This window comes from Pandoraea communis (assembly GCF_902459745.1).
In the GTDB taxonomy this organism is placed as follows: Bacteria; Pseudomonadota; Gammaproteobacteria; order Burkholderiales; family Burkholderiaceae; genus Pandoraea; species Pandoraea communis.
This window is the reverse complement of sequence record NZ_CABPSJ010000001.1, coordinates 1,032,423-1,052,287: the sequence shown is the minus strand read 5'-3', so window position 1 is coordinate 1,052,287 and position 19,865 is coordinate 1,032,423. Positions and strand designations below refer to the sequence as shown.

Annotated in this window: 18 protein-coding genes; 9 read left to right on the top strand and 9 right to left on the bottom strand. The window is 61.5% G+C overall.

Features of this window, described 5'->3' with window-relative positions:
• Positions 1-29 precede the first annotated feature (29 nt).
• The 3 genes from PCO31110_RS04830 to PCO31110_RS04820 all read right to left on the bottom strand — a co-directional run bounded on the left by PCO31110_RS04830 (position 30) and on the right by PCO31110_RS04820 (position 3,113).
• Complete coding sequence (locus PCO31110_RS04830) at positions 30-1,046, bottom strand: 2Fe-2S iron-sulfur cluster-binding protein (RefSeq protein WP_150689750.1); 1,017 nt, start codon at positions 1,044-1,046, stop codon at positions 30-32.
• A 13-nt stretch (positions 1,047-1,059) separates the two neighbouring features.
• Positions 1,060-1,389 (bottom strand): non-heme iron oxygenase ferredoxin subunit, encoded by a 330-nt coding sequence (locus PCO31110_RS04825; protein WP_150689749.1) that lies wholly within the window; start codon positions 1,387-1,389, stop codon positions 1,060-1,062.
• A 167-nt stretch (positions 1,390-1,556) separates the two neighbouring features.
• Positions 1,557-3,113 carry a PAS domain S-box protein gene (locus PCO31110_RS04820; RefSeq protein WP_010806818.1) on the bottom strand — a complete coding sequence of 519 codons (1,557 nt, stop codon included), beginning with the start codon at positions 3,111-3,113 and terminating at the stop codon, positions 1,557-1,559.
• A gap of 218 nt (positions 3,114-3,331) precedes the next feature.
• Between PCO31110_RS04820 and PCO31110_RS04815 the strand changes: the two genes are divergently transcribed.
• The 6 genes from PCO31110_RS04815 to PCO31110_RS04790 all read left to right on the top strand — a co-directional run bounded on the left by PCO31110_RS04815 (position 3,332) and on the right by PCO31110_RS04790 (position 9,668).
• Positions 3,332-4,672, top strand: a complete 1,341-nt coding sequence (locus PCO31110_RS04815; protein ID WP_010806817.1) for an acetamidase/formamidase family protein — start codon at positions 3,332-3,334, stop codon at positions 4,670-4,672.
• A 58-nt stretch (positions 4,673-4,730) separates the two neighbouring features.
• Positions 4,731-5,933 (top strand): aromatic ring-hydroxylating oxygenase subunit alpha, encoded by a 1,203-nt coding sequence (locus tag PCO31110_RS04810; RefSeq protein ID WP_150689748.1) that lies wholly within the window; start codon positions 4,731-4,733, stop codon positions 5,931-5,933.
• Positions 5,934-5,947: 14 nt separating this feature from the next.
• On the top strand, positions 5,948-6,289 hold the full coding sequence (locus PCO31110_RS04805; RefSeq protein ID WP_150689747.1) for a hypothetical protein: 342 nt from the start codon (positions 5,948-5,950) through the stop codon (positions 6,287-6,289).
• Positions 6,290-6,358: 69 nt separating this feature from the next.
• The gene (locus PCO31110_RS04800) at positions 6,359-6,859 is read left to right on the top strand and encodes a nuclear transport factor 2 family protein (protein ID WP_174979318.1); all 501 of its coding nucleotides are present in this window, start codon (positions 6,359-6,361) and stop codon (positions 6,857-6,859) included.
• Between the two features lie 233 nt (positions 6,860-7,092).
• Complete coding sequence (locus PCO31110_RS04795) at positions 7,093-8,166, top strand: porin (RefSeq protein WP_246189723.1); 1,074 nt, start codon at positions 7,093-7,095, stop codon at positions 8,164-8,166.
• A 77-nt stretch (positions 8,167-8,243) separates the two neighbouring features.
• Positions 8,244-9,668: a purine-cytosine permease family protein gene (locus PCO31110_RS04790; RefSeq protein WP_150689745.1), complete on the top strand. Its 1,425-nt coding sequence runs from the start codon at positions 8,244-8,246 to the stop codon at positions 9,666-9,668.
• Positions 9,669-9,741: 73 nt separating this feature from the next.
• Here the strand turns inward: PCO31110_RS04790 and PCO31110_RS04785 are convergent, their stop codons facing one another.
• The 5 genes from PCO31110_RS04785 to PCO31110_RS04765 form a co-directional block, all read right to left on the bottom strand.
• Complete coding sequence (locus tag PCO31110_RS04785; RefSeq protein WP_150583705.1) at positions 9,742-10,395, bottom strand: response regulator transcription factor; 654 nt, start codon at positions 10,393-10,395, stop codon at positions 9,742-9,744.
• A gap of 370 nt (positions 10,396-10,765) precedes the next feature.
• Positions 10,766-11,137, bottom strand: a complete 372-nt coding sequence (locus tag PCO31110_RS04780) for a cupin domain-containing protein (protein ID WP_010806810.1) — start codon at positions 11,135-11,137, stop codon at positions 10,766-10,768.
• A 104-nt stretch (positions 11,138-11,241) separates the two neighbouring features.
• Positions 11,242-12,513 (bottom strand): NAD(P)/FAD-dependent oxidoreductase, encoded by a 1,272-nt coding sequence (locus tag PCO31110_RS04775; protein ID WP_010806809.1) that lies wholly within the window; start codon positions 12,511-12,513, stop codon positions 11,242-11,244.
• 60 nt (positions 12,514-12,573) lie between these two features.
• Complete coding sequence (locus PCO31110_RS04770; protein ID WP_010806808.1) at positions 12,574-13,251, bottom strand: helix-turn-helix domain-containing protein; 678 nt, start codon at positions 13,249-13,251, stop codon at positions 12,574-12,576.
• 131 nt (positions 13,252-13,382) lie between these two features.
• Positions 13,383-14,678 (bottom strand): MFS transporter, encoded by a 1,296-nt coding sequence (locus PCO31110_RS04765; protein ID WP_010806807.1) that lies wholly within the window; start codon positions 14,676-14,678, stop codon positions 13,383-13,385.
• 102 nt (positions 14,679-14,780) lie between these two features.
• Between PCO31110_RS04765 and PCO31110_RS04760 the strand changes: the two genes are divergently transcribed.
• From PCO31110_RS04760 to PCO31110_RS04750, 3 genes are all read left to right on the top strand, one after another.
• Positions 14,781-15,008 (top strand): hypothetical protein, encoded by a 228-nt coding sequence (locus PCO31110_RS04760; RefSeq protein WP_150689744.1) that lies wholly within the window; start codon positions 14,781-14,783, stop codon positions 15,006-15,008.
• Between the two features lie 61 nt (positions 15,009-15,069).
• The gene (gene gdhA / locus PCO31110_RS04755; protein ID WP_010806805.1) at positions 15,070-16,413 is read left to right on the top strand and encodes an NADP-specific glutamate dehydrogenase; all 1,344 of its coding nucleotides are present in this window, start codon (positions 15,070-15,072) and stop codon (positions 16,411-16,413) included.
• A 340-nt stretch (positions 16,414-16,753) separates the two neighbouring features.
• A complete protein-coding gene (locus tag PCO31110_RS04750) occupies positions 16,754-17,554 on the top strand; it encodes a class I SAM-dependent methyltransferase (protein ID WP_150689743.1) in 801 nt (266 codons plus the stop codon).
• Between the two features lie 38 nt (positions 17,555-17,592).
• Here PCO31110_RS04750 and PCO31110_RS04745 read toward each other — a convergent pair whose 3' ends face one another.
• Positions 17,593-19,713, bottom strand: coding sequence for a pentapeptide repeat-containing protein (locus tag PCO31110_RS04745; RefSeq protein ID WP_174979316.1), 2,121 nt, complete (start codon positions 19,711-19,713; stop codon positions 17,593-17,595).
• Positions 19,714-19,865 lie beyond the last annotated feature (152 nt).

The window sequence follows — 19,865 nt, the reverse complement described above, 5'->3', positions numbered from 1 at the left end:
AGTGATTCCGTGCGCCACAGGGGCGCGGCTCAGAAGAAGCGGTCGAAGTGAACTTGCGCCGGCGGCACCGCGTGGCGCACGTGCAGCATGTCCTGCATCGCGTGGATCATTCGCGGTGGCCCGGCCATATAGAACTCGCACGCCTGCATGTGCGCGCCGATCACTTCCTCGACATGCTGATGGACGAAGCCCGTGCGCCCCTCCCATGTCGTGCCATTCCCCTCGTTGGGTGCCGACACGACCGGATAGAAACGGATACGGTCTCCGTAGCCTTGCAGGCTGCGCAATTGCGCTTCACCGCAAACGTCGCGCGCCTCCCGCCCTCCGTAAAAGAAGTGCAGGTGCTGCGTGTCGAGCATGCCGGATTGCGACATGCCCCGAGCGATCGAAAGCATCGGCGCGAGTCCGGACCCCCCCGCCACGCACACGACATCGCGTGCCGCGTCGGTGCGAAGATGAGCCGCGCCATAGGGACCGTCGATCTGAATTCGCGCGCCATGCGAGAGCCGGTCAAACAATGCCGCCGAACCGGCGCCGCCTTCGACGCGGCGCACCTGAAAGTGCCAATCCCCTTCGTCGTTGGCCAGATTCGCCATGGAGTACGCCCGAACGCCGGGCACGCCAGGGAGGTGAAGCAAGGCAAACTGCCCCGGCAGGAACGCCGCCGGCGATGTGCCTCGAAAGCGGAACTCGCGGATGTCGTGCGTCACGTCCTCGCTCGCCACGAGAACGGCATCGAACTTGCGTGGCCCGATGATCGGCCGGCATGCATCGTCGAGCCGGATCTTGATACGGCAGTCGCCCTTCGGCCTGCACTGGCAAGCGAGCTTGCGTCCCTTGGCGCGATCGCGCTCCGACAATCCAGGTGCCGCGCTCCATCCCTCTTCGATCTCGCCTTCGAGCAGTTCGAACTTGCACGTTCCGCACGCACCCACCGCGCATTCGTAAGGCATGCCAAGCCCGGCGCGCAAGCCGCCGCCGAGCACCGTATCGCCGCTGTCGCACGAAAATTGATACGACGTCCCCTCGACAGTGATCTCGCGCATTTCCGTTCCCCTGTCAGTCGTCGATACGAATACTCACGTCGTCGCGCTCGACGACAACCGCATACGTCCTGAGCGGAATCGTGCATGGCGCGCCGGCGGGCTTGCCCGTGCGGATGTCGAACGCGCCCTGATGGAATGGGCACTCGACCACATCGCCATCGATCTCACCGTCGCAAAGCGATGCTTCGCCATGCGTACAGGTGTCGTCCGTCACATGGAAGCTTCCTTCGAGATTGAAGACGGCGAGCGGCCTTCGACCGGCCAGTTCGATGCGTTTGGCGCCCCCTTCCGGTACGTCGGAGGTCTTGCAGAGAAATTGAATGACTTGGTCGGCTACCGTCATGATGGCGTCTCCTGATGCCCGCGCACGCGCATGACGCAGGCATACGCGCATCGGTGATGCACGGGGCGCCTGCGCTTGCGCGCGACCATTTGAATCGTGGAATCAGGGTAGCGTTGCGCAGAGGCGCCGCAAATTGGATCGACTGCTTAGCGAATAAGTGTTTTCGCTTATTCCGGGGAAGCACTCGCAGGCGCGCTTGCCGAACCGTGAGGCGGCGAGTCGATATCGCCGTTGGGGCGTGTGCGCGGCAGCATGACATGAACGCGCGTTTGCTTCGGCACGACCGAACTCGTGACCCACAGATGCCCGCCGTGCGTGTCGACGATCGACCTGCACAGCGATAAGCCGATGCCAAGGCCGTCGTTCTTGGTTGAGAAGAACGACGCGAAGATCTGATCGGGACTGATGCGAGGCAGGCCCGGGCCGCTGTCGGCCACCGTGATCTGCATGCACTGGTTCGGACGCTGGCTCACGGAAATGCACAGCTCTCGCGAGTCCGGCGGTGCGCTTGCCATGGCGTCGATGCCATTGACCGCGAGGTTGATCACGACTTGTTGGATCAGCACGTCGTCGCACTCGACCAGGCACGGTGCATCGTCCATGCGGTAGTGCACCGTGACGTCATTCTGCTGCGCTTTGAGCGCGATCAGGTCCGCAAGGTCATGCACGAGGTCGCGCAGGTCGATGACCTGGCGCTGATAGGTTCGGTTGCACGTGAATTCGCGCACCTTGTTGATGATTTTTCCCGCGCGCTCGGCTTCGTGCTGGGTCAGTTCGAGAATTTGCAGCAAGTCGGCGCTGGAATATTGCCCGGCCTGGATGCGCCGGCGGCATCCCGCGACGAAATTGACGATCGCGAAAAACGGCTGATTCAACTCATGTGCGAGCGCCGTGGCCATCTCGCCCGTCGTCGAGATGCGCGCGATACGGCTTAATTGATATTCCCGCGCTCTGGCCATCTCTTCCACCTTCACGCGCTCGGTGATGTCGCGGAAGTTCACGAGGATGCCCTGCACCGACGGATCCGCCAACAGGTTGCGGCAGCGCGCTTCATAAATGCGCCACGCGCCATTGCGGTGCTGGAGACGATAGCTGAGGTTGGTGCTGGCGCCTGCGGCAAGCGAGGATAGCGCTTCCCGAATGGACGCCGCCTCGTCTTGCGCGATGAACGAATACACCGAGCGCCCGGTGAGCTGACGCTCGGACACGCCAAGCAGCGTGCGAATGGACGGCCCCAGGAAGCGGATGATGCCGCTCTCCGACAGGATAGCGACACCGTCGGACGAACTCTCGATCAGCTTGCGGTAATAGCGTTCCTTCTCCCTGAGTGCAACCTCAGCCTGCCGGCGCTCGGTAATGTCCCGCGCCATCGCGATCACGCGCTCCACGCCATTGAGCGTAATGAGCTTGAGGCTGACTTCGACCGGCGTCTCATGTCCCTGGGCATTGCGGATGACCCATTCGAAGATCACGCTGCCTTTCGAGTCGCGTGCTTCCCACACACGGCGCAGACCCGCCTCGGTGTCATAGGGAAAGTGATTGCGTGTGAGTTCGCCAATCGACATGCCACGCAGTTCCTCGACCGTATGGCCGTACATCTGGCATGCGCTGAGGTTCGCCTCGAGGATTTCGCCGGTGTTCTTGTCGTGGATCACCATGATGTCGTTCGCGTAGAGGAAGACCTCCTGGTAGTTGGTCCGGCTCAAGTAGTTGACGAATTTCATGGTCGTGGCCTCGCGATGTCGGATTGAGCATAGCACCCACCCCCGCCTTCCAACCGCGTGACGCGCATCGATAAGTGTTATCCCCTAACTCGGTAAATATCCGACCGGATAACCGCATCAGGGCGATTTCCGTACGCTTGAATCCAACATCAATGCGCACTTCGCTACTGGAATTCGGTTTCCGGTTGGCGTCACAAACGAGGATAGAGGACACCCCCATGAGTCACGAACAGCCGGCAGCGCCCCAGGAAGTCGTATCTGTCAATTCCTACACCCGCGGCGTGATCGGTCCGCGCGAAGCCATGCTTGGCCCGGTCCGGGACGGCGGGCGCATCGTCACCGGCACGCCGCCCGGCTGCTGGGGGCCGATGATCACGCCGATCTTCCAGGGGGGGCACGAGGTCACGCAGCCGGTCGCCGTCGAAGGGGCGGAGATCGGCGATGCCGTCGCGCTGAAGATTCTGCGCTGCGAGGTCACGTCGCTGGCCACGTCGTCTGGCGTCATGGAGTTTGTCGAGGGCCGCTACATCGGCGACCCGTTCGTGGCGAAGCTCTGCTCCGCATGTGGAACGCCAAGCCCTTCGAGCCATGTGACGGGCACCGGGGACGAGGCGATCCGTTGCGACGTTTGCGGCGCCGAGGTCAACGCGTTTCGCTTCAGCCACGGTTACGTGATCGTTCTCGACCGCGAGAACCGCGTCTCGCTCACCGTCGACGCGCAGGCGGCACAGAGGATCGCTCGCGCGCCAAGCCAGCTCGCGCGATTGCCTGAACTGTCCGAGCAGCACTCGATCCTGTCGCTCGCCCGCGCGGATATGAGCGGCGTGGCGGCCCATATGCAACCGTTCCTGGGCAACATCGGCACGATGCCGTCGCAGGACATTCCGGATTCGCACAACGCCGGTGACTTCGGCGCGTTCCTTGTCGATGCACCGCACGCTTTCGGCTTGTCGCGCGAGGCGCTGGAGGCCCACAAGACGGATGGCCACATGGACACCAACAGCGTGCGCGAAGGGGCCATTGTCATCTGCCCGGTGAAGGTGCCGGGTGCGGGCGTGTACATGGGCGATATGCACGCTCAGCAGGGCAATGGCGAGGTCGCGGGACATGCGACCGATGTTGCCGGCGAGGTCGAGTTGCAGGTGGAAGTCATCAAGGGGCTGGCGATCGACGGGCCGATTCTTTTTCAGCGCCCGGACGACTTGCCGCCGATGGCCCGCCCGATGACCGCTGCACAACGTGCCCACGTGCGTGCGCTCGGCGCGCGTTACGGCCAGGCGACGATCGAGGCGAACGCGCCGATTACCTTCATCGGCTCGGCGCCCACACTCAACGAAGCGACCAAGGTTGGCCTCGAGCGGGCGGCGCGCGTCACGGGCCTGCCCTACGACGAAATCCTCAATCGCGCGACGATCGCGGGTTCCATCGAAATCAGCCGCCTGCCCGGCGTGGTACGGGTCACGTTCCTTTGTCCGATGTCGATTCTCGAACGTCTCGGCATCGCGCATCTCGCGCGCGCGCAGTACGGACTCGACGAGGACGGCGTGGCAGGCGCATGAGCCGGATCGCGCGAACTTTCTACGACTACGAGTCAATCATTTTTCAGGAGGAGCGGTAATGGATACAACAGACAACACGCTGCGCTGGGCGGCGAAGTACCCCGAACTCGGCACCGAGCCGATTCCGGTCGAGCCCTGCGTTTCTCCGGCGTTCTTCGAGCGTGAGAAGGAGCGTGTGTTCATGAACACATGGCTCAAGGTGGGGCGCGTCGAGGAGATTCCGAACATTGGTGACTACAAGGTCAAGAAGATTCACTTCGCAAAGACGTCGGTGATCCTGATCCACGGCAAGGATGGCAAGGTTCGGGGTTTTCACAATACGTGCTCGCATCGCGGCAACAAGGTGATCGTCGAACACGGTGAGGAAACCTATGGCCGGAACAAGGCCGCCGTCGTGACATGCCGCTTCCACGGCTGGGTGTACGACGGGGAAGGCAAGCTGGTGCAGGTGCCCGAAGAGGAGCGCTTCCCGCCCTGCTTCGAAAAGTCTTCCGGCGGCCTGACGCCGGTGCACACGGATGTGTGGGAAGGCTTCATCTTCATCAACCTCGCGGCGCAGCCGGAGCGCACGCTGCAAGACTACCTTGGCGGCATCGGCCAGCACCTGAGCGGTTACCCGTACCAGGAAATGTCGCAGTGCTTCAGCTACAACACGATGCTGGACTGCAACTGGAAGATTGCGCTCGATGCATTCTCGGAGGCTTATCACGTCTCGACTATCCATGCGGGGTCGTTTCCGAACGTGTTCTCCACCGGGCTGTCCGATGTCGCGCTGTTCGGCGATCATCGAACAACGGGCATCTGCCTCACGCTCAACGCTACGCCTACGCCGGTGGCTGGCGTCGCCAACGGTATCTCTGGGGCATCGCTCGTGTCACAGCGCAGTTCGTCGATGCTGCCGACCGGCGTCAACCCAGGCCGGCGCGATGACTTCTCGTTCGAACTGAGTGTGGTGTTCCCGAACATCCTGATCCACATCTCGGAGGGCATCTGGTTCACGCACCAGTTCTGGCCGGTCGCACACAACAAGACGATGTGGGAAGGCAAGTATTACGTGAAGCCGCCGAAGACCAACAGCGAGCGCTGGGCCATCGAGTTCGCGCAAGTGCTCCAGCGCAACGCCTGGCTGGAGGACACCGCGACGATGGAAGATACCCACGCTGCGCTTGAGTCCGGCGCCAAGCAGCACATGTTCCTGCAGGACGAAGAGATTCTCCTGCGCCACGGGTACAAGGTGCTTGAAAAGTACATGGAACAATGAAGGAGACGAACGTCATGGAACAAACACTCCCCAAGGGTTTCGAGATGCTCGAACCGCTTGTCGCGCGTTGGGCGCTGGCGACGCAAAACGAGCGCCAGCAACGCCGCATCACCTCGTCGCGTGGCGAGCTGCGCAACTTCTACGACAACATGCTGCCGCATCTTCCGACGATCCTCGCGCACCTCGACAGGTATCCGCTGGGCGAAATGCCGGGAGAGGCTGGACGACTGTTCTCGCTCGCGTTGTCGCTCGCCGAGGTCGCACCGCACATCGAACTCTATGGCGGGGATCCGAAAGTGCCATACAGCTTCGATGAGTCGCGCTTCGTGGCCGAGCACGGCAATCTGGTCAACTGACGCATGCACCAAGTCCGGCGGCGTCGCCTGGGGGCGCGGCGTCACCGGACGGGTTGCAAGGGAGGCAGGATGGCATCGTCATCGACACTTTCGCGGCGCGTCGCCCGGCTCGAAGCGGCGCTCGCCGTGACGCAACTCGTTGGGCATTACGCCCGCGGTGCGGATCGCCGCAACGATCCCGAGATCATGGCGCCGCTGTTCAGCCGCGACGCCACATGGGAAGCGCGCGGCTTCGGAAGCTATCAGGGAAGGGACGTTATCGCGAAGGAACTCGCCCGCATAGGGGCGGAGCAGATCGTCTGGACCTTGCACTACATGGTCGCACCTCTCGTGGAGATCAATGACGATCTATGCACCGGCACTTGCCGCTGGTACCTGTGGGAGCTGGCGCAAGTGCGGCAGGGCGATGCCGGGAACGCGCCCCCTGCGGCGCACTGGATCGGCGGTTGGTATGAGAGTCAGGTCGTGTTCGAGGACGGGCAATGGCGTTTCGCGCACGTGTTGCTCGATCTTCAGTTGATGCACCGGCACGACGCCGATTGGCGGCCGATGGGGCCTGCCGCGCAATAGCGGAACCGATGACTGGAAAAGGGTTTGATGCGCCGCCACATGAGCGGCGTTTTTTATTTCGGGATGCGCTTAGCCATCGCACGCATAAGTAATCTCATCTATTCGCTTATATGAACGACCCAATGTCAGCGCGATTTTCGTCTTCATAAGCTCCGTTTCATGGTGGTCGGGCTGGCGCGAAGCAGGTTCCGTTCGCCATCAATCGGGGACACGACAACTCAAGGAGACGTGCTGTGAAGCGAACTGGATGGATTTGTATGGCTGCGTTGGGCATGCCTGCGCTGGCCTCGGCGCAAAGCAATGTGAACCTGTACGGCGTGATCGACGCCGGCGTGACTTACGTGGCAAACCAGCAGGGCGGGCGCAACACCGTGTTGGCCACCGGCATGCAAACGCCGAACCTGTTCGGCCTGCAGGGCTCGGAGGATCTGGGCGGCGGACTCAAGGCCGTGTTCAAGCTGGAAGGGCAGTTTGCGCTGGAGAACGGCGCGTCCATCGGCGGCGGGACGTTCGCGCGGCAGAGCTATCTGGGCCTGGCAGGGCCATGGGGCACGGTAACGCTGGGCAATCAATACGAGTTCATGTTCGAGTCGCTATCGGCTCAGCGCCTCGGCCCGTCGCTTGCCTACGTGAGCCTCTACAACCTTCAGCAGGGGCCTTTCCAGGGCTTGGGCACGCCCTTCGGCGGCCTCGACTTCAATCGCGTTGGCGGCGCGTTCCGTGTCGCCAACGCAGTGAAGTACATGACGCCCGACTATCGTGGCCTGAACGCCGGCGTGATGTACGGCCTTGGCGGTGTGCCGGGGTCCTTCGGCCAGCGCAGCACCACCAGTGCGGGCGTCAACTATGCGTACGGGCCACTGAACCTGAATGCCGCGTACACGTACGCAAAGGATCCGGCGATCAACAACGGCAACGACGGTATCCGCAACTGGGGGGTGGGCGGCCGCTATCGGCTCGACAAATGGCAGTTTGACGCGATCTACACCAACACCCGCAACACGTTCAGCGGCGGGCACGTCGATGTCTACCAGGTCGGCGTCAACTACTCGATCGGCTTGGCGACCACGCTGCGTGGCGATTACCAGTTCATGAAAGGGAACGCGCAGCTCGGCGACAACAAGGCCCAACAGTTCGGTCTCACGCTCGACTACGCGTTCTCGAAGCGCACGGACGTCTACACCAACCTCATTTACCAGCGCGCCACTGGCAATGCCACTGCCATGGCTTGGATCTCGGGGCTGCCTGGACCTGCGAACGGTTCGAATCAGACTGCCATCCGGCTGGGCCTGCGCCACTTCTTCTGACCGGTACGCGGAGCGCCAGCGTGACTGCCCGCGCTGCCGCCTCACGCAAACCGGTCTCTCGCATACTGGAGACAAACATGCATAGCGAATCGCAAATCTCAACGCGTAGCGACGACCACGCGCTCGAAGCCGTGCCTGACGGAAAGCGTCAGAACTGGCTGCAGTTGTCGTGGAGCACGGCTGGCATCGTGACAACGCTGATCCAGTTGTTCGTCGGCGCGCTCGTCACCTTCGTTGCCGGCATCCGAATTGGCCTGCTTGCCGGCGTATTCGTGGCAGTCGTCGGTGCGCTGCTTGGCTGGGGGGCGGGGCACATCGCCTTTCGCACAGGATTGTCGAGCACGGTACTTTCGCGCGAGCACGGGCTGGGGCAGCGCGGCTCTGCGCTGCTGGCGCTGGTGTTCGGCTTCATGATCACCGGTTTCATCGCGCTTGAGAACGTACTGCTCTACAAGGGATTCCTGTTCTACCTCAATCAGCCCGATACGTTGGGCATGCGGGTCGCCGTCTACGGCACGCTAACGATCGCGTGGATCTTGCTCACGGCATTCGGTTTCTCTCTCGTTTCACGCGTTTCGTCACTGACGCTGGTGGCATTCCTTGCCGTGCTGCTCTACATGATGATCGACGTGATCGCGACCTCGGGCCAGAGCTGGTCGTCGGTCATGCAGTTCGGCGCGCAGATGCCACCCGAGGCACTCACGGCGATGGGGGCGAACACTGATTGGGGCAAGTTCAGCTTCTGTGTGAACGTGCTCATCGGGTCGGCGGGCGCGCTCGCGCTGATCGACGCCGACCTTGGTCGATACGCGAAATCGTCGCGCGACATCGCCATTGCGGCGGTCATCGGTAACATCTTCATGGATGTGGTGATGGTCGCCGTGGGCGGCATCGTGATGTATGCCGGCATGGATCAACTGGTGGCTCATCATGTGAAGGTCGGTGGCATGACGGAAGCGGCGGCGCGTGCTTTGGCGCTGCAAAGCCCGGACAGCGTGGCGGCGGCGTTCATCGTGTTCGGCGGGGTGCTGGGCACGCTATTGATGGTGTTCGCCCAGTCGAAGGCTCAGGTGCTCAACACCTACAGCGCGTCGCTGTCGCTGACCAACCTGGCGGATGCCGTGTTCGGATGGCGGCCGGGGCGTTTCGTGTTCGTGGTGCTGGCTAACGTCATCGCCTGTCTGATGCTGATCGGCTCGATTCTCGAATGGTTCAATTCGTTCATCACCGTACTCGGCATTCTGACCACTTGCTTCGCGGGGATCATCATCGCGGACTACTTCGTCGTCAAGCGCAGTGCCGGTGGTTCACTCGGTGGCGAAGAGGATGTGAATTGGGCGGGCGTGGTAACGGTAGTGACGGGGTTCGTTCTCGCACACTACGTACTCAATCGACTGGTACCGATCGAATTCTTCACGTCGCTGGTGGTGTCTTTCGTGCTGTATCCGGTGCTGCGACTCGGTGCACTGCGCCGCGTAAAGATAAAGACCGCGCGTAGCTAGCCCGGCATCGCTGCATTCCCGAGTATCTCCTTACGCCCCGCCCCAGGGGCGTTTTTTTTGGGGGGGACGGACGTCAGTCGGGGCGTTTTCCGTTTTCGCTCATGCCGAGTCGCACGAGTTCTGCGACGGACGTGGCGCCGAGCTTATCGCGGATGTGAGCGCGGTGCACCTCCACGGTTTTGTAGCTGATGTTCAGCTCTGCCGCGATGACCTTCGATGCCTTGCCTTCGATGAGCAGGTCGAAGACTTCGCGCTCGCGTGCCGATAACAGCTTCAGCAAGTCGCGCCGCTGACTGCTTGCCTGTGCCTGGGCGTGTTCGCGCAGGCCAACCTGTAGCGCACCGCCAACCTTGTCGAGCAGTTCCTGGTCGTTGAAAGGCTTTTCCAGGAAATCGTAGGCCCCGCCCTTCATCGCTCGGACGGTCATTGGAATGTCGCCGTGGGCCGTGAGAAAGATAACCGGCAGGCGGAAGCCCGCAGCATGCAGGCTGTCCTGAAGCTCGAAGCCGCCCATGTAAGGCATTCGGATATCCAGCAGCACGCAGCCGGGGCCTCGTGGATCGGCGCCCGCGAGGAACTCACGGCCATTGGCGAACGTCTGCACTTTGTGCCCGACCGATTCAAGCAGCCAGCGCATGGAGACCCGCACCGCCTCGTCGTCGTCAACGATGTAGACGACCGGCTCCGGCGCAGCGGGGCTGGCATTTGGCGTACGGGGGCTGTCCATCGGTTTCCTTTTTGCTTGCTGGAGGGCTTTCGCGGAGTGGACCGGGAAGGACAAAAGCTTATCGGTTTCGCGCGCATTCAGGTAGCCGGGAAACTCCGCACTCGTTGATCTGTTTGTGCCGGAACGCGAAGACGCGATCTTTTCGGGCCGCGGGGCGCAGCATTCACTCGACCGCAAGCGATGAACCGCCATGGCGCGCCTTTACGCAAGTCGTTGATTTTTTGAGGATGCGGCTAAACCGTGCGGCACTTTTCGGTAAGCACCGGTGCCAGTGCGACCGGCCTGCCGTTGAATCGAATCCGCAACACCGAAGCGGGACGGAAAGTGCAAAAAGGCCTTGAGGTAAGGCCTTTTTTTTTCTTCTGTCAGATCATTGATTGCCCGTCAGCGAGACGAACCAGACCTTCTTCACAAAGGCGTCGACCTCCCAGTGCCCCTTGTAACCTTCGGGCATCACAAACGGATCGCCGGCTTGCAGGGTGTGCACGGTGCCGTCCGGGTCGACTATGCGGCAATCCCCTTCCAGGATGTATCCGAACTCGATGTACCCGGTGGTGTCTGCACGGAACTTGCCTGCCGTGCTTTCCCAAATGCCCGACGACGCGCGGCCGCCGTTGCCCTCGAACCCCGTCATGCTGCGAAACACCGTATCCCCTTCCATCGGACGGCGCGGCTTGCCGATCTCAGGGTTCTGCAAAGGTCCCGCGCTAAAGCGCACCAGACGCGAATGACTGTCGGCCACAACTTACCTCTATATCGGTTAGAACGGATTGCAAAAAGAAGGCGCGATACGAGCGGGCAGTGGCACATGCGAGCCGACCGGTCCCACCCTGTAGCGCGCCGGATTCAATGCCCGGCGTACTTCGAGAGCCGGAAAGCGTGGGGGTCCACCTTCGGCGTGTTGCCCTGCACGAGATCTGCCATCAGCGCACCCGCAGCCGGGCCGATGCCGAAGCCATGGCCCGAGAAGCCGGACGCAAGGAAAAAGCCGGGCACATCGTCGACTCCTGAAATCACCGGAATAGCATCGGGCGTTACGTCGATGAAACCGGCCCACGCGTGTGCGATCTGCGCCGGCGCAAACGCCGGGAACGCTTGCTTGAGCTTATCGAGGGCGACGCCAATCGATTTCATCTCCGGCGCTGGATCGAGCGTGCGATGCGCTTCGAACGGTGTCGGACCTTCCGCACCAAAGCGCGTGGGCATCATCAGTTCGTCGAGAAAACGCTTGCCGACGCGCAGCTTCAGATACTTCTTTTCCGAAAGCCAGGCAGGGAAGAACTGGCGGCATAGACGAATGCTGTCGGGCGTGAGATCGGCCACCGACGCGCCCAGTTGCGACACCGAATAACCGCCGTCCGCTCGTTTGCGGCACGTGAAATCTCTGCCGTTGACCGCGAGATCCAGTCCGGCGTCCATCGGCGTGGTTCGCAGCACCGAAGCATGCACCTTCAACTGCGGGAAGTTCACGCCCGTGTTGCCACAAAACAGGCGTGACCACGCGCCGCCGGCCAGCACGACGGCGTCGGCCGCCACTCGACCCCGCTCGGTCACGATGCCCTTCGCCAGCCCACCCTGCCGATCGAGACAACGCACGGCGGTCTGCTCGAACACTTGCGCACCCGCTGCAACGGCCAGCATCGCAATCGCTCGGGTGGCTCGCTCGGGCTCGGCCACACCATCCACCGGACAATGAAGGGCGCCGATCCAGGGGCGCGCCGACTGCGTGTTGAATAAGTCCGGTAGTTGCTCGCGGCTCAGCAATTGTGCCGGCACCCCCAGCGGCAAGGCTTTGTCGAGCCACTTGCGATAGCCCGCCATGTCGGCCTCGGATTCGGCCAGATACGCTATGCCAGTCTGGCGGTAGCCGACATCATGCTGCGCCTGAATCTCTTTCCACAGGTCGATCGCCTGCATGGCCAGCGGCAGTTCCTTGTGATCGCGCCCGACCGTGCGAATCCAGCCCCAGTTGCGCGACGATTGCTCACCGCCGATCACGCCCTTCTCGAACACCGCCACGCGCAAACCGGCTTTCGCCAACGCCCATGCGGTACTCATTCCGATGATGCCTGCGCCGATGATCGCGACATCGACCTGCCTGGGGAGAACGCTAGCCATAAATTACCAATCGACAATAGGAAAACGTAAGCGGGGGAAGGCGTGCGGCCGTGGCCGCATTCACACGTAGAAGTGGTTGCTGTTCACGACCATGAACACGGTGGGCTCGTCCCACGCGTTCTCCCAGCGGTATGGCCGGTTGCCCGTGAAGCCATAGGTGTCGCCCGGACCGAGCACCAGCGTGGTGTCGTCGATGAACACGCGCAATTTACCGGTGAGCACATACCCCACCTTGTCGCCGGACTGCACCAGCAGATTCGAGTCGGACGCGGCGCCCGGCTCAAGCTCCATCATGAACGCCTCGAGCGAGGCACAGTTCGACGGCGTGATGCGCGACTTGGTAACTCCCGAACCGGCGAGCCGCAGCGGTTTTCGCTGGTTTGCCCACACCACGAATTCACTGGGTTCGGTGGTGCTTGGCACGTTTTCCGCCGGCACCGGAGCCGACGTGAACAATGCCGCGCCATCCACCCCCAGCGCATGACACAACTGACGCAGCGAGCGCATCGACGGCGAACTTACGCCGCGCTCGATCTGGCTCAACATGCCGATCGACATGTTCGTGCGCGCCGCCAAATCCTTCAGCGTGAACTTGCGCTCGGTGCGCATGGCGCGCAGGCGCATGCCCAGCTCCTTGTCGCTAGCCTGCGCGGCAGGATCGTCGGCCAAATCTACGGCACCGGGTTTCTGTTCTGGGAGCGGGGTCTGGACGGTGACGGCTTTCGGCTTCGATGGCATGGCGAAAAGGAATCGGGGACGCAACGGGGGCGGGACGCGTGAAACGTACGCTCGATGAATTTCAATATCACTTCAAAAAGTCTAGAGTGATTTCGATATAGCGTCAATTCGGGGACGCCCGCCAAGGCCCGTCACTTCACATGTTTGCGGCTGGCGTGCAGCCCGATCAACGCGAACACGGCGATGATCACGATGTAGTAAGCCGGCGCCATCACGCTACCCGTGGTCTTGACCATGAAGCCGACCACCAGCGGCGTGATGCCGCCAAAGAACGTTTGCGCGATCACGTAGGCGATCGACACGCCTGTCGTGCGGCACGACGTCGGAAACAGTTGCGAGAGCAGCGAACCGATCGGCGAGAAATAGAAGCTGTAGAACATGAACGACAACGTGCACTGGAAGATCGCCAGCGTCAGCAGCGAGGGCGAGCGCGTGAGCATCTGGAACAGCGGGAAGACCAGAATCACGCCGATGATCAATGCCGTGCGCATGACCTTGATGGTGCCGAGACGGTCGGCTGTGATGCCGCCGAGCACCGGCACCAGCGTGCATACCACACCGCTGCAGATCGACGCGATGAACGCGTCGTCCTTGGTCAGGCCGAGATTATTGATCGCAAACGTCGGCATATAGAGGTTCAGGAAGCTGGCCACGACACCGGCGGCCGCTATCACAGCGCCGATCAGCACGAAGCGCTTGTGCGACCGGAACGTCTCGGCGAGCGGGTTCTGCACCGTTGCCCCCGCATGCTTGACCTTCTCGAAGTCGGCCGTCTCGTCGATCTTCGAGCGGATATACAGACCGACCGGCCCGATCAGGCAACCGAACAGGAACGGCAGACGCCACCCCCACGCGTTGATCTGATCTTGTGTGAGCGAATGGTTGCAAAAGTACGCGAACAGCGACGCCGCCAGCACCGCGAGGCCCGACGCCGAGAACTGCAAGCTTGCGAAAAATGCCTTTCGCGACGCGCTCTGCTCGGTAAGGTACGAGTTCGCCGTGCCGAACTCCCCGCCCACCGAGAAACCTTGCAGCAGACGGCCCGTGACGAGGATCACCGGCGCCCAGACGCCGATCGAATCGTAGGTTGGCGACACGGCAATCAGAACCGTGCCGGCCAGCATCAGCATCGCCGCGAAGCTCAGCGTGGCGCGACGCCCCACCTTGTCGGCCATGATGCCCAGCACCACAGCCCCGACCGGCCGGATCAGGAACGAACTCGCGAAAGTCATCAGGCTGAACAGCAAAGCCGACTGAGGATCGCCTTGTGGGAAGAACAGTTTGGAGATGGTGATCGCGAACATCGCGTACACCAGAAGATCGAACCACTCGAAAAACGTGCCGAAGTTTGCCGCGATCACGTCGCGGGTCCGGCTGCCCTTACGAGCCTTCGATGCCGGGAAACTGCCGATTTTGGTGGTGTCCATATACGACCTTCCAGTGCGAGACGTCACATTGACCTGAGCCTGCATTCTGAGCAGCCGAATTGCGTGTCGATATTAGAGATTTCACCTATGTGAAATTTTTGCGTGAATTTCGATGAAATTTTCTTTCTGATTGAAATTATTTTGAAATCAGGCGTCAAGGCGACGGCACGGGACCCATGCGCTGCGGTGTGCGCTGTCTGCTGGCGACCGTTGCGCCGGATTCGAAACTGGAGGGCTTGCGGCCTGACGAGGGGGGCGTTCCACAACATGTTGATCGGCAAGGGAATGCCGGACTTGCGGCTCGCTTTTCTTTTTTCGATTATCTCGTGATCCTAAATGGTGCAAAATGCCTTTTCTTCACAAAAATAAGCACCATTGATGGGCATTCGAGATGAAATATCAATCACTTGACGATTTCCTGCGCTCCACCGCCGAGCGCAACCCCGGCCAACCGGAATTCCTGCAAGCTGTCACGGAGGTGATGGAAAGCCTGTGGCCATTCATATCGCAGCATCAGAAATATGCCGAGCATGGTTTGCTCGACCGTCTGGTCGAGCCCGAGCGCATCGTGATGTTCCGGGTGTCGTGGGTCAACGATCACGGCGACGTTCAGGTCAATCGCGGCTATCGCATCCAACATAGTTCCGCCATCGGCCCCTACAAGGGCGGTCTGCGTTTTCATCCGTCGGTCGATCTTTCGATCCTCAAGTTCCTCGCCTTCGAGCAGACGTTCAAGAACGCCCTGACGACGTTGCCCATGGGCGGTGGCAAAGGCGGCTCCGACTTCGATCCGAAGGGCAAGAGCCCTGGGGAAGTCATGCGGTTCTGTCAGGCGTTCGTGAGCGAACTGTTTCGCCATGTCGGCAGCGACACGGATGTGCCCGCCGGCGACATCGGCGTGGGCGGACGCGAAGTCGGCTTCATGGCCGGCATGATGAAGAAGCTCTCGAACCGTGCCGACTGCGTGTTCACCGGCAAGGGGCTGTCGTTTGGCGGATCGCTGATTCGTCCGGAAGCCACCGGCTATGGCACGGTGTACTTCGCCGAGGAAATGCTCAAGCAGACGGGACGCAGCTTCGACGGCTTGCGTGTGAGCGTGTCGGGCTCGGGCAACGTCGCGCAATACGCGGTGGAAAAGGCGATGGCGCTCGGTGCCAAGGTCGTCACCGTGTCCGACTCCAGCGGTACGGTTGTCGATGAGGCGGGCTTCACTACCGAAAAGCTCGCCGAGTTGATGGACGTCAAGAACCATCACTACGGCCGCGTGAGCGATTACGCGAAACGCACCGGTCTCGAATTTCTGCCGGGCAAGCGCCCCTGGCATATCCCCGTCGACGTCGCGCTGCCGTGCGCTACACAGAACGAACTGAATGCCGACGATGCCTCAACGCTTATCGGGAACGGTGTGATTTGCGTCGCGGAAGGGGCCAACATGCCATCGACCAACGAGGCCGCAAAGCGCTTCGAAAGCCACGGCATTCTGTACGCGCCAGGCAAGGCGAGCAACGCCGGCGGCGTTGCAACCTCAGGGTTGGAAATGAGTCAGAACGCGATGCGCATCTCGTGGCCGCGCGAGGAAGTCGATGCGCGTCTGCACGACATCATGCGCAGTATCCACGAGGTTTGTCTGCAACACGGCCGCCGTGCCGACGGCTCGGTCAGCTACGTGAACGGTGCTAACGTCGGTGGTTTCGTGAAGGTCGCCGACGCCATGCTCGCACAGGGCGTGATCTAAAGGCTGGCGCCTGCCGCGATTGGATACAGATTACGCGCCGAAACCGTGCAAAAGGCGCTGTCCTTCGGGGCAGCGCCTTTTGCGTTCAACGGAAGGTGGCGTACCATATCGCACGTCTCTCCCCCTTCCACTGGAGCCCATCGGAATGAACAAGTAATGCCGGATGCTTCCGCATCTCGTCCCCTCGCTGCCTGCTGCGCGAGCGCATTGCTTTTCGTTTTGATGATCGAGCCTTAACCGATAACCCGACGACCCGGCACCACGGGCTTTCGCGTGTCTGCCTCGATATGCGTTTCGTGTCTCTACGGGCAGTTTTCCCCATTCGCACCCGGAAAACACCATGTCAGATTCCCAAATTTCTCACCCCGACGTTCTCGAACACAACCGCGCCGCGTGGGATCGTCAAGCCGCAACGAAGTGCGAGTGGTCACGTCCTGTCAGCGCGGAAGTGATTGCGGCGGCACGTCGTGGCGACTGGGCGGTACATCTCACGCCGTCCGCGCTGCCCGAGGGGTGGTTGCCCGACGTTCGAGGTCAACGCATCCTTTGTCTCGCCTCGGGAGGCGGTCAGCAGGCACCGGTGCTGAGCGCCGCAGGCGCGCACGTCACTGTGCTGGATGTCTCTGCCGCACAATTGGCGCAGGATGAAATGGTCGCGCGTCGCGACGGACTGACGCTAACGACGGTCCAGGGCGATATGCGCGATCTCTCGACATTCGCCGACGCCTCGTTCGACTGCATCTTCCACCCGATTTCCAATCTGTATGTGCCGGATGTTCGTCCCGTATGGAAAGCGTGCTTTCGGGTACTGCGTGCCGGCGGAAGACTGCTCAGCAGCTTCTACAATCCGGTGGTCTTTGTGGAAGATCGCGACCCGGCGTACGCGACACAGGGCATCATCCGTCCTCGCTTCAAGGTGCCCTACTCGGACGTGCGCGATCTGACGTCCGTCGAACTCGCCAGGAAGCAGTCGAGCGGCGAGGCGTTGGTTTTCGGCCATAGTCTTGGCGAACAGATTGGCGGGCAACTCGATGCAGGGTTCGTGCTCAAGGGTTTCGATGAGGAAGAACAACCGAATCCAAGATTCGTGATCGATCGCTTTCTGCCGACGTTTCTTGCAACGTATGCCGTGAAACCCTGACGTCCTACCAACGGCGCTTGCCTCATCGCAACCACCATCTATCGGCGCCAGGCGTGAGGCAGAACGGCGTCGTAAATCTCACGTAACCGCGAGTTTGACGGCGTCGCCGACACGAAGGCCATCATTTCGTCGGAGAGCGTCGCGGTACACGTCGCCATTTCCTTGCTGTCCCCGACAAGACGTGCGCACCAATCCGCCAGCGTTTCGCGCGGAACCCTGTCCGGATCGTCGGCGGACACCTCGTTGAGCAAGGCGCATGCAAGGTAACGAAGCACGACCGGAGATTCCGTCTCCGTGCCGAGCAGCAGACTCGACGCCAGTCTCGTCTGCTTGATCGCTTCGATCACTTCGAACGCCGCGCGATTCTTCGGGGTGTCTTCAAGGCCCGGCACCTCGGAAAGGCAAGCACGCCAGAGCGCGGCTTTCGCTTCGGGCTGCAAGCGCATCGTTGCGTGGTCATCGTCCGGCCGCTCGTGAAGCGAACCGGGGGTAACGATGGTGTGCGCAAATACACGCTGCAGAAGCATCTGCCACGAGATCGTCGTCAGCTTATGTGACGGATGACTGGACGAGATTCGGGTCGTCATATCGAGCGCGAGCCGCCGGTAGGCCTCGCGATCCGATAGTTGCAACGTGTCGTTCGCGCCACCTGCCGTGGAAGTACCGGACACGCCAGGTGTCGCCGAAGCGATGCCCGTCGCATCGGTCTCCCAATAGGCATTCAGCAGCTTGGCGAAACGGCGATTTTCGACGCCCGATGCGGTTTGGTATCGCGCGTGCAGGAGCGGAATCGGGCGGAGTGCGATCTCAGGCGAAACGGCTGGCTCGATGACGTAGCTGGCCTCAGGCGTCGCCCTTCCGAGGACATAAAACGAATGCCAGGGGATATCGGCCTCATTGTCGATGACTGCTTCCAGCAGATCGGGCGTGCACGCAACGGCGCTCAGCGAGTCTTCGGACAGGAAGATGCATGTGTCGCGCGACGTATCCGGCAGCACGTTCTCCAGGGCACGTGCCGCCGACGCGATGATGGGGTGACGATGAAAGTGATCGAGCAAATCATCGGCCAATGTGTCGAGTTGCGACGTTGCGCGGGCTCGGAGCACCAACTGGTGGATCGCGCCCTGATGAAGAATCGGCCACTGCGGATGCGCCGACATCTCAAGCAGGTACTCGATGTGAAAACGTAACCGGTCGACGGAAAGATCCTGCGGCACCGGTTCGCGGTTCCACGTCGCCTGAATGCCCACGGGCAGATACGCCCGGATGAATGCAGAGATCAGCGGACTCTCCCAAAACACCGGGTCGGAGAGTACCGATACCCACGACGAGATGAAATTCCATACGACCGTCTCTGAAACCGAAAGCGTCTCCAGCGACTCGATCAACTGACACATCAGTGCGCGCTTCAGATCGCCATGCCGATTGTCGATCGACGCGATGGTGGCGAGGAATTCCCAACCGTTGTCTTCGCTCAGCAGGCTGTCGACACGCGCCATCGCCTGATCGGCAGTCTGTGGCGTGCCGATCAGCCAATCGGTATCCAGTGTCAGGATGACATCGGTGAGATCCGCACCGCTGAAGTCGGCATTCAGGCGGCGCAGGGCTTCGAACTGAGCGCCCCTCAGCGACGTGTTCACGAAAGCGACACCTTGCAAGCAGGCGCGTGAGAGATTGACGCGGGCGAAATCCGCTTCGCTGGCGTCGACTTCGCACCAGTTCGCGCCGCTGAGGTCTCCGGAACGAAAGGCGATGTGCCGGAGATCGATGTCTCTCAGATCGAGAGCACGGAGGTCGGAAACGCTCGTGTCGGTGAATGTCAGCAGGTTGCGCTGCAATGACCGCGGCAACTGAGCGAACTCGCTGACGTTGTCCATCGAAAATCCCAACGCCTGCCAGGCGTCTGCGGACGCGCTGTCGAAAGAGGTGACCAATTGCTCCACATAGGCCGGAATCATGTCGGCCCTGATTTGCGAACTCGCTTCGAGTTCCTGCCACAAGCGCGCCGCGAGTACGTCACGTCGCCGGTTGTCCCGAAAGAACACCAGGCGGATGTCCCCGCATTGCTTGAGCGCCTCTTGACCCGCGCACGCATACGCAAAGCCGATGGCCCCGATTCGCGCGACTGCCGAGACTTCCAGGTGCGCGATTGCCACCATCGCACTGACGCCGGGTTTTGAGAAGTCCCCCGAGGGGGGGCGCTGTGGACGTCGAGGGCTGTTCGCCCAATGGAAGTTCGACGAATCGGCAGAACCGGATTTGCCAGCTAGGTACACGTTGGATTCCTCGGGAGATCTCGACAATGGGATGG

What these genes read in the sequence shown, in the direction of transcription:
- PCO31110_RS04805 (WP_150689747.1), top strand. Translation starts at nt 5,948, where the DNA reads ATGGAACAAACACTCCCCAAGGGTTTCGAGATGCTCGAACCGCTTGTC.
- PCO31110_RS04825 (WP_150689749.1), bottom strand. Translation starts at nt 1,389, where the DNA reads ATGACGGTAGCCGACCAAGTCATTCAATTTCTCTGCAAGACCTCCGAC.
- PCO31110_RS04815 (WP_010806817.1), top strand. Translation starts at nt 3,332, where the DNA reads ATGAGTCACGAACAGCCGGCAGCGCCCCAGGAAGTCGTATCTGTCAAT.
- PCO31110_RS04750 (WP_150689743.1), top strand. Translation starts at nt 16,754, where the DNA reads ATGTCAGATTCCCAAATTTCTCACCCCGACGTTCTCGAACACAACCGC.
- PCO31110_RS04785 (WP_150583705.1), bottom strand. Translation starts at nt 10,395, where the DNA reads ATGGACAGCCCCCGTACGCCAAATGCCAGCCCCGCTGCGCCGGAGCCG.
- PCO31110_RS04775 (WP_010806809.1), bottom strand. Translation starts at nt 12,513, where the DNA reads ATGGCTAGCGTTCTCCCCAGGCAGGTCGATGTCGCGATCATCGGCGCA.
- PCO31110_RS04820 (WP_010806818.1), bottom strand. Translation starts at nt 3,113, where the DNA reads ATGAAATTCGTCAACTACTTGAGCCGGACCAACTACCAGGAGGTCTTC.
- PCO31110_RS04800 (WP_174979318.1), top strand. Translation starts at nt 6,359, where the DNA reads ATGGCATCGTCATCGACACTTTCGCGGCGCGTCGCCCGGCTCGAAGCG.
- PCO31110_RS04830 (WP_150689750.1), bottom strand. Translation starts at nt 1,046, where the DNA reads ATGCGCGAGATCACTGTCGAGGGGACGTCGTATCAATTTTCGTGCGAC.
- PCO31110_RS04770 (WP_010806808.1), bottom strand. Translation starts at nt 13,251, where the DNA reads ATGCCATCGAAGCCGAAAGCCGTCACCGTCCAGACCCCGCTCCCAGAA.
- PCO31110_RS04810 (WP_150689748.1), top strand. Translation starts at nt 4,731, where the DNA reads ATGGATACAACAGACAACACGCTGCGCTGGGCGGCGAAGTACCCCGAA.
- PCO31110_RS04790 (WP_150689745.1), top strand. Translation starts at nt 8,244, where the DNA reads ATGCATAGCGAATCGCAAATCTCAACGCGTAGCGACGACCACGCGCTC.
- PCO31110_RS04745 (WP_174979316.1), bottom strand. Translation starts at nt 19,713, where the DNA reads ATGGTGGCAATCGCGCACCTGGAAGTCTCGGCAGTCGCGCGAATCGGG.
- PCO31110_RS04765 (WP_010806807.1), bottom strand. Translation starts at nt 14,678, where the DNA reads ATGGACACCACCAAAATCGGCAGTTTCCCGGCATCGAAGGCTCGTAAG.
- gdhA (WP_010806805.1), top strand. Translation starts at nt 15,070, where the DNA reads ATGAAATATCAATCACTTGACGATTTCCTGCGCTCCACCGCCGAGCGC.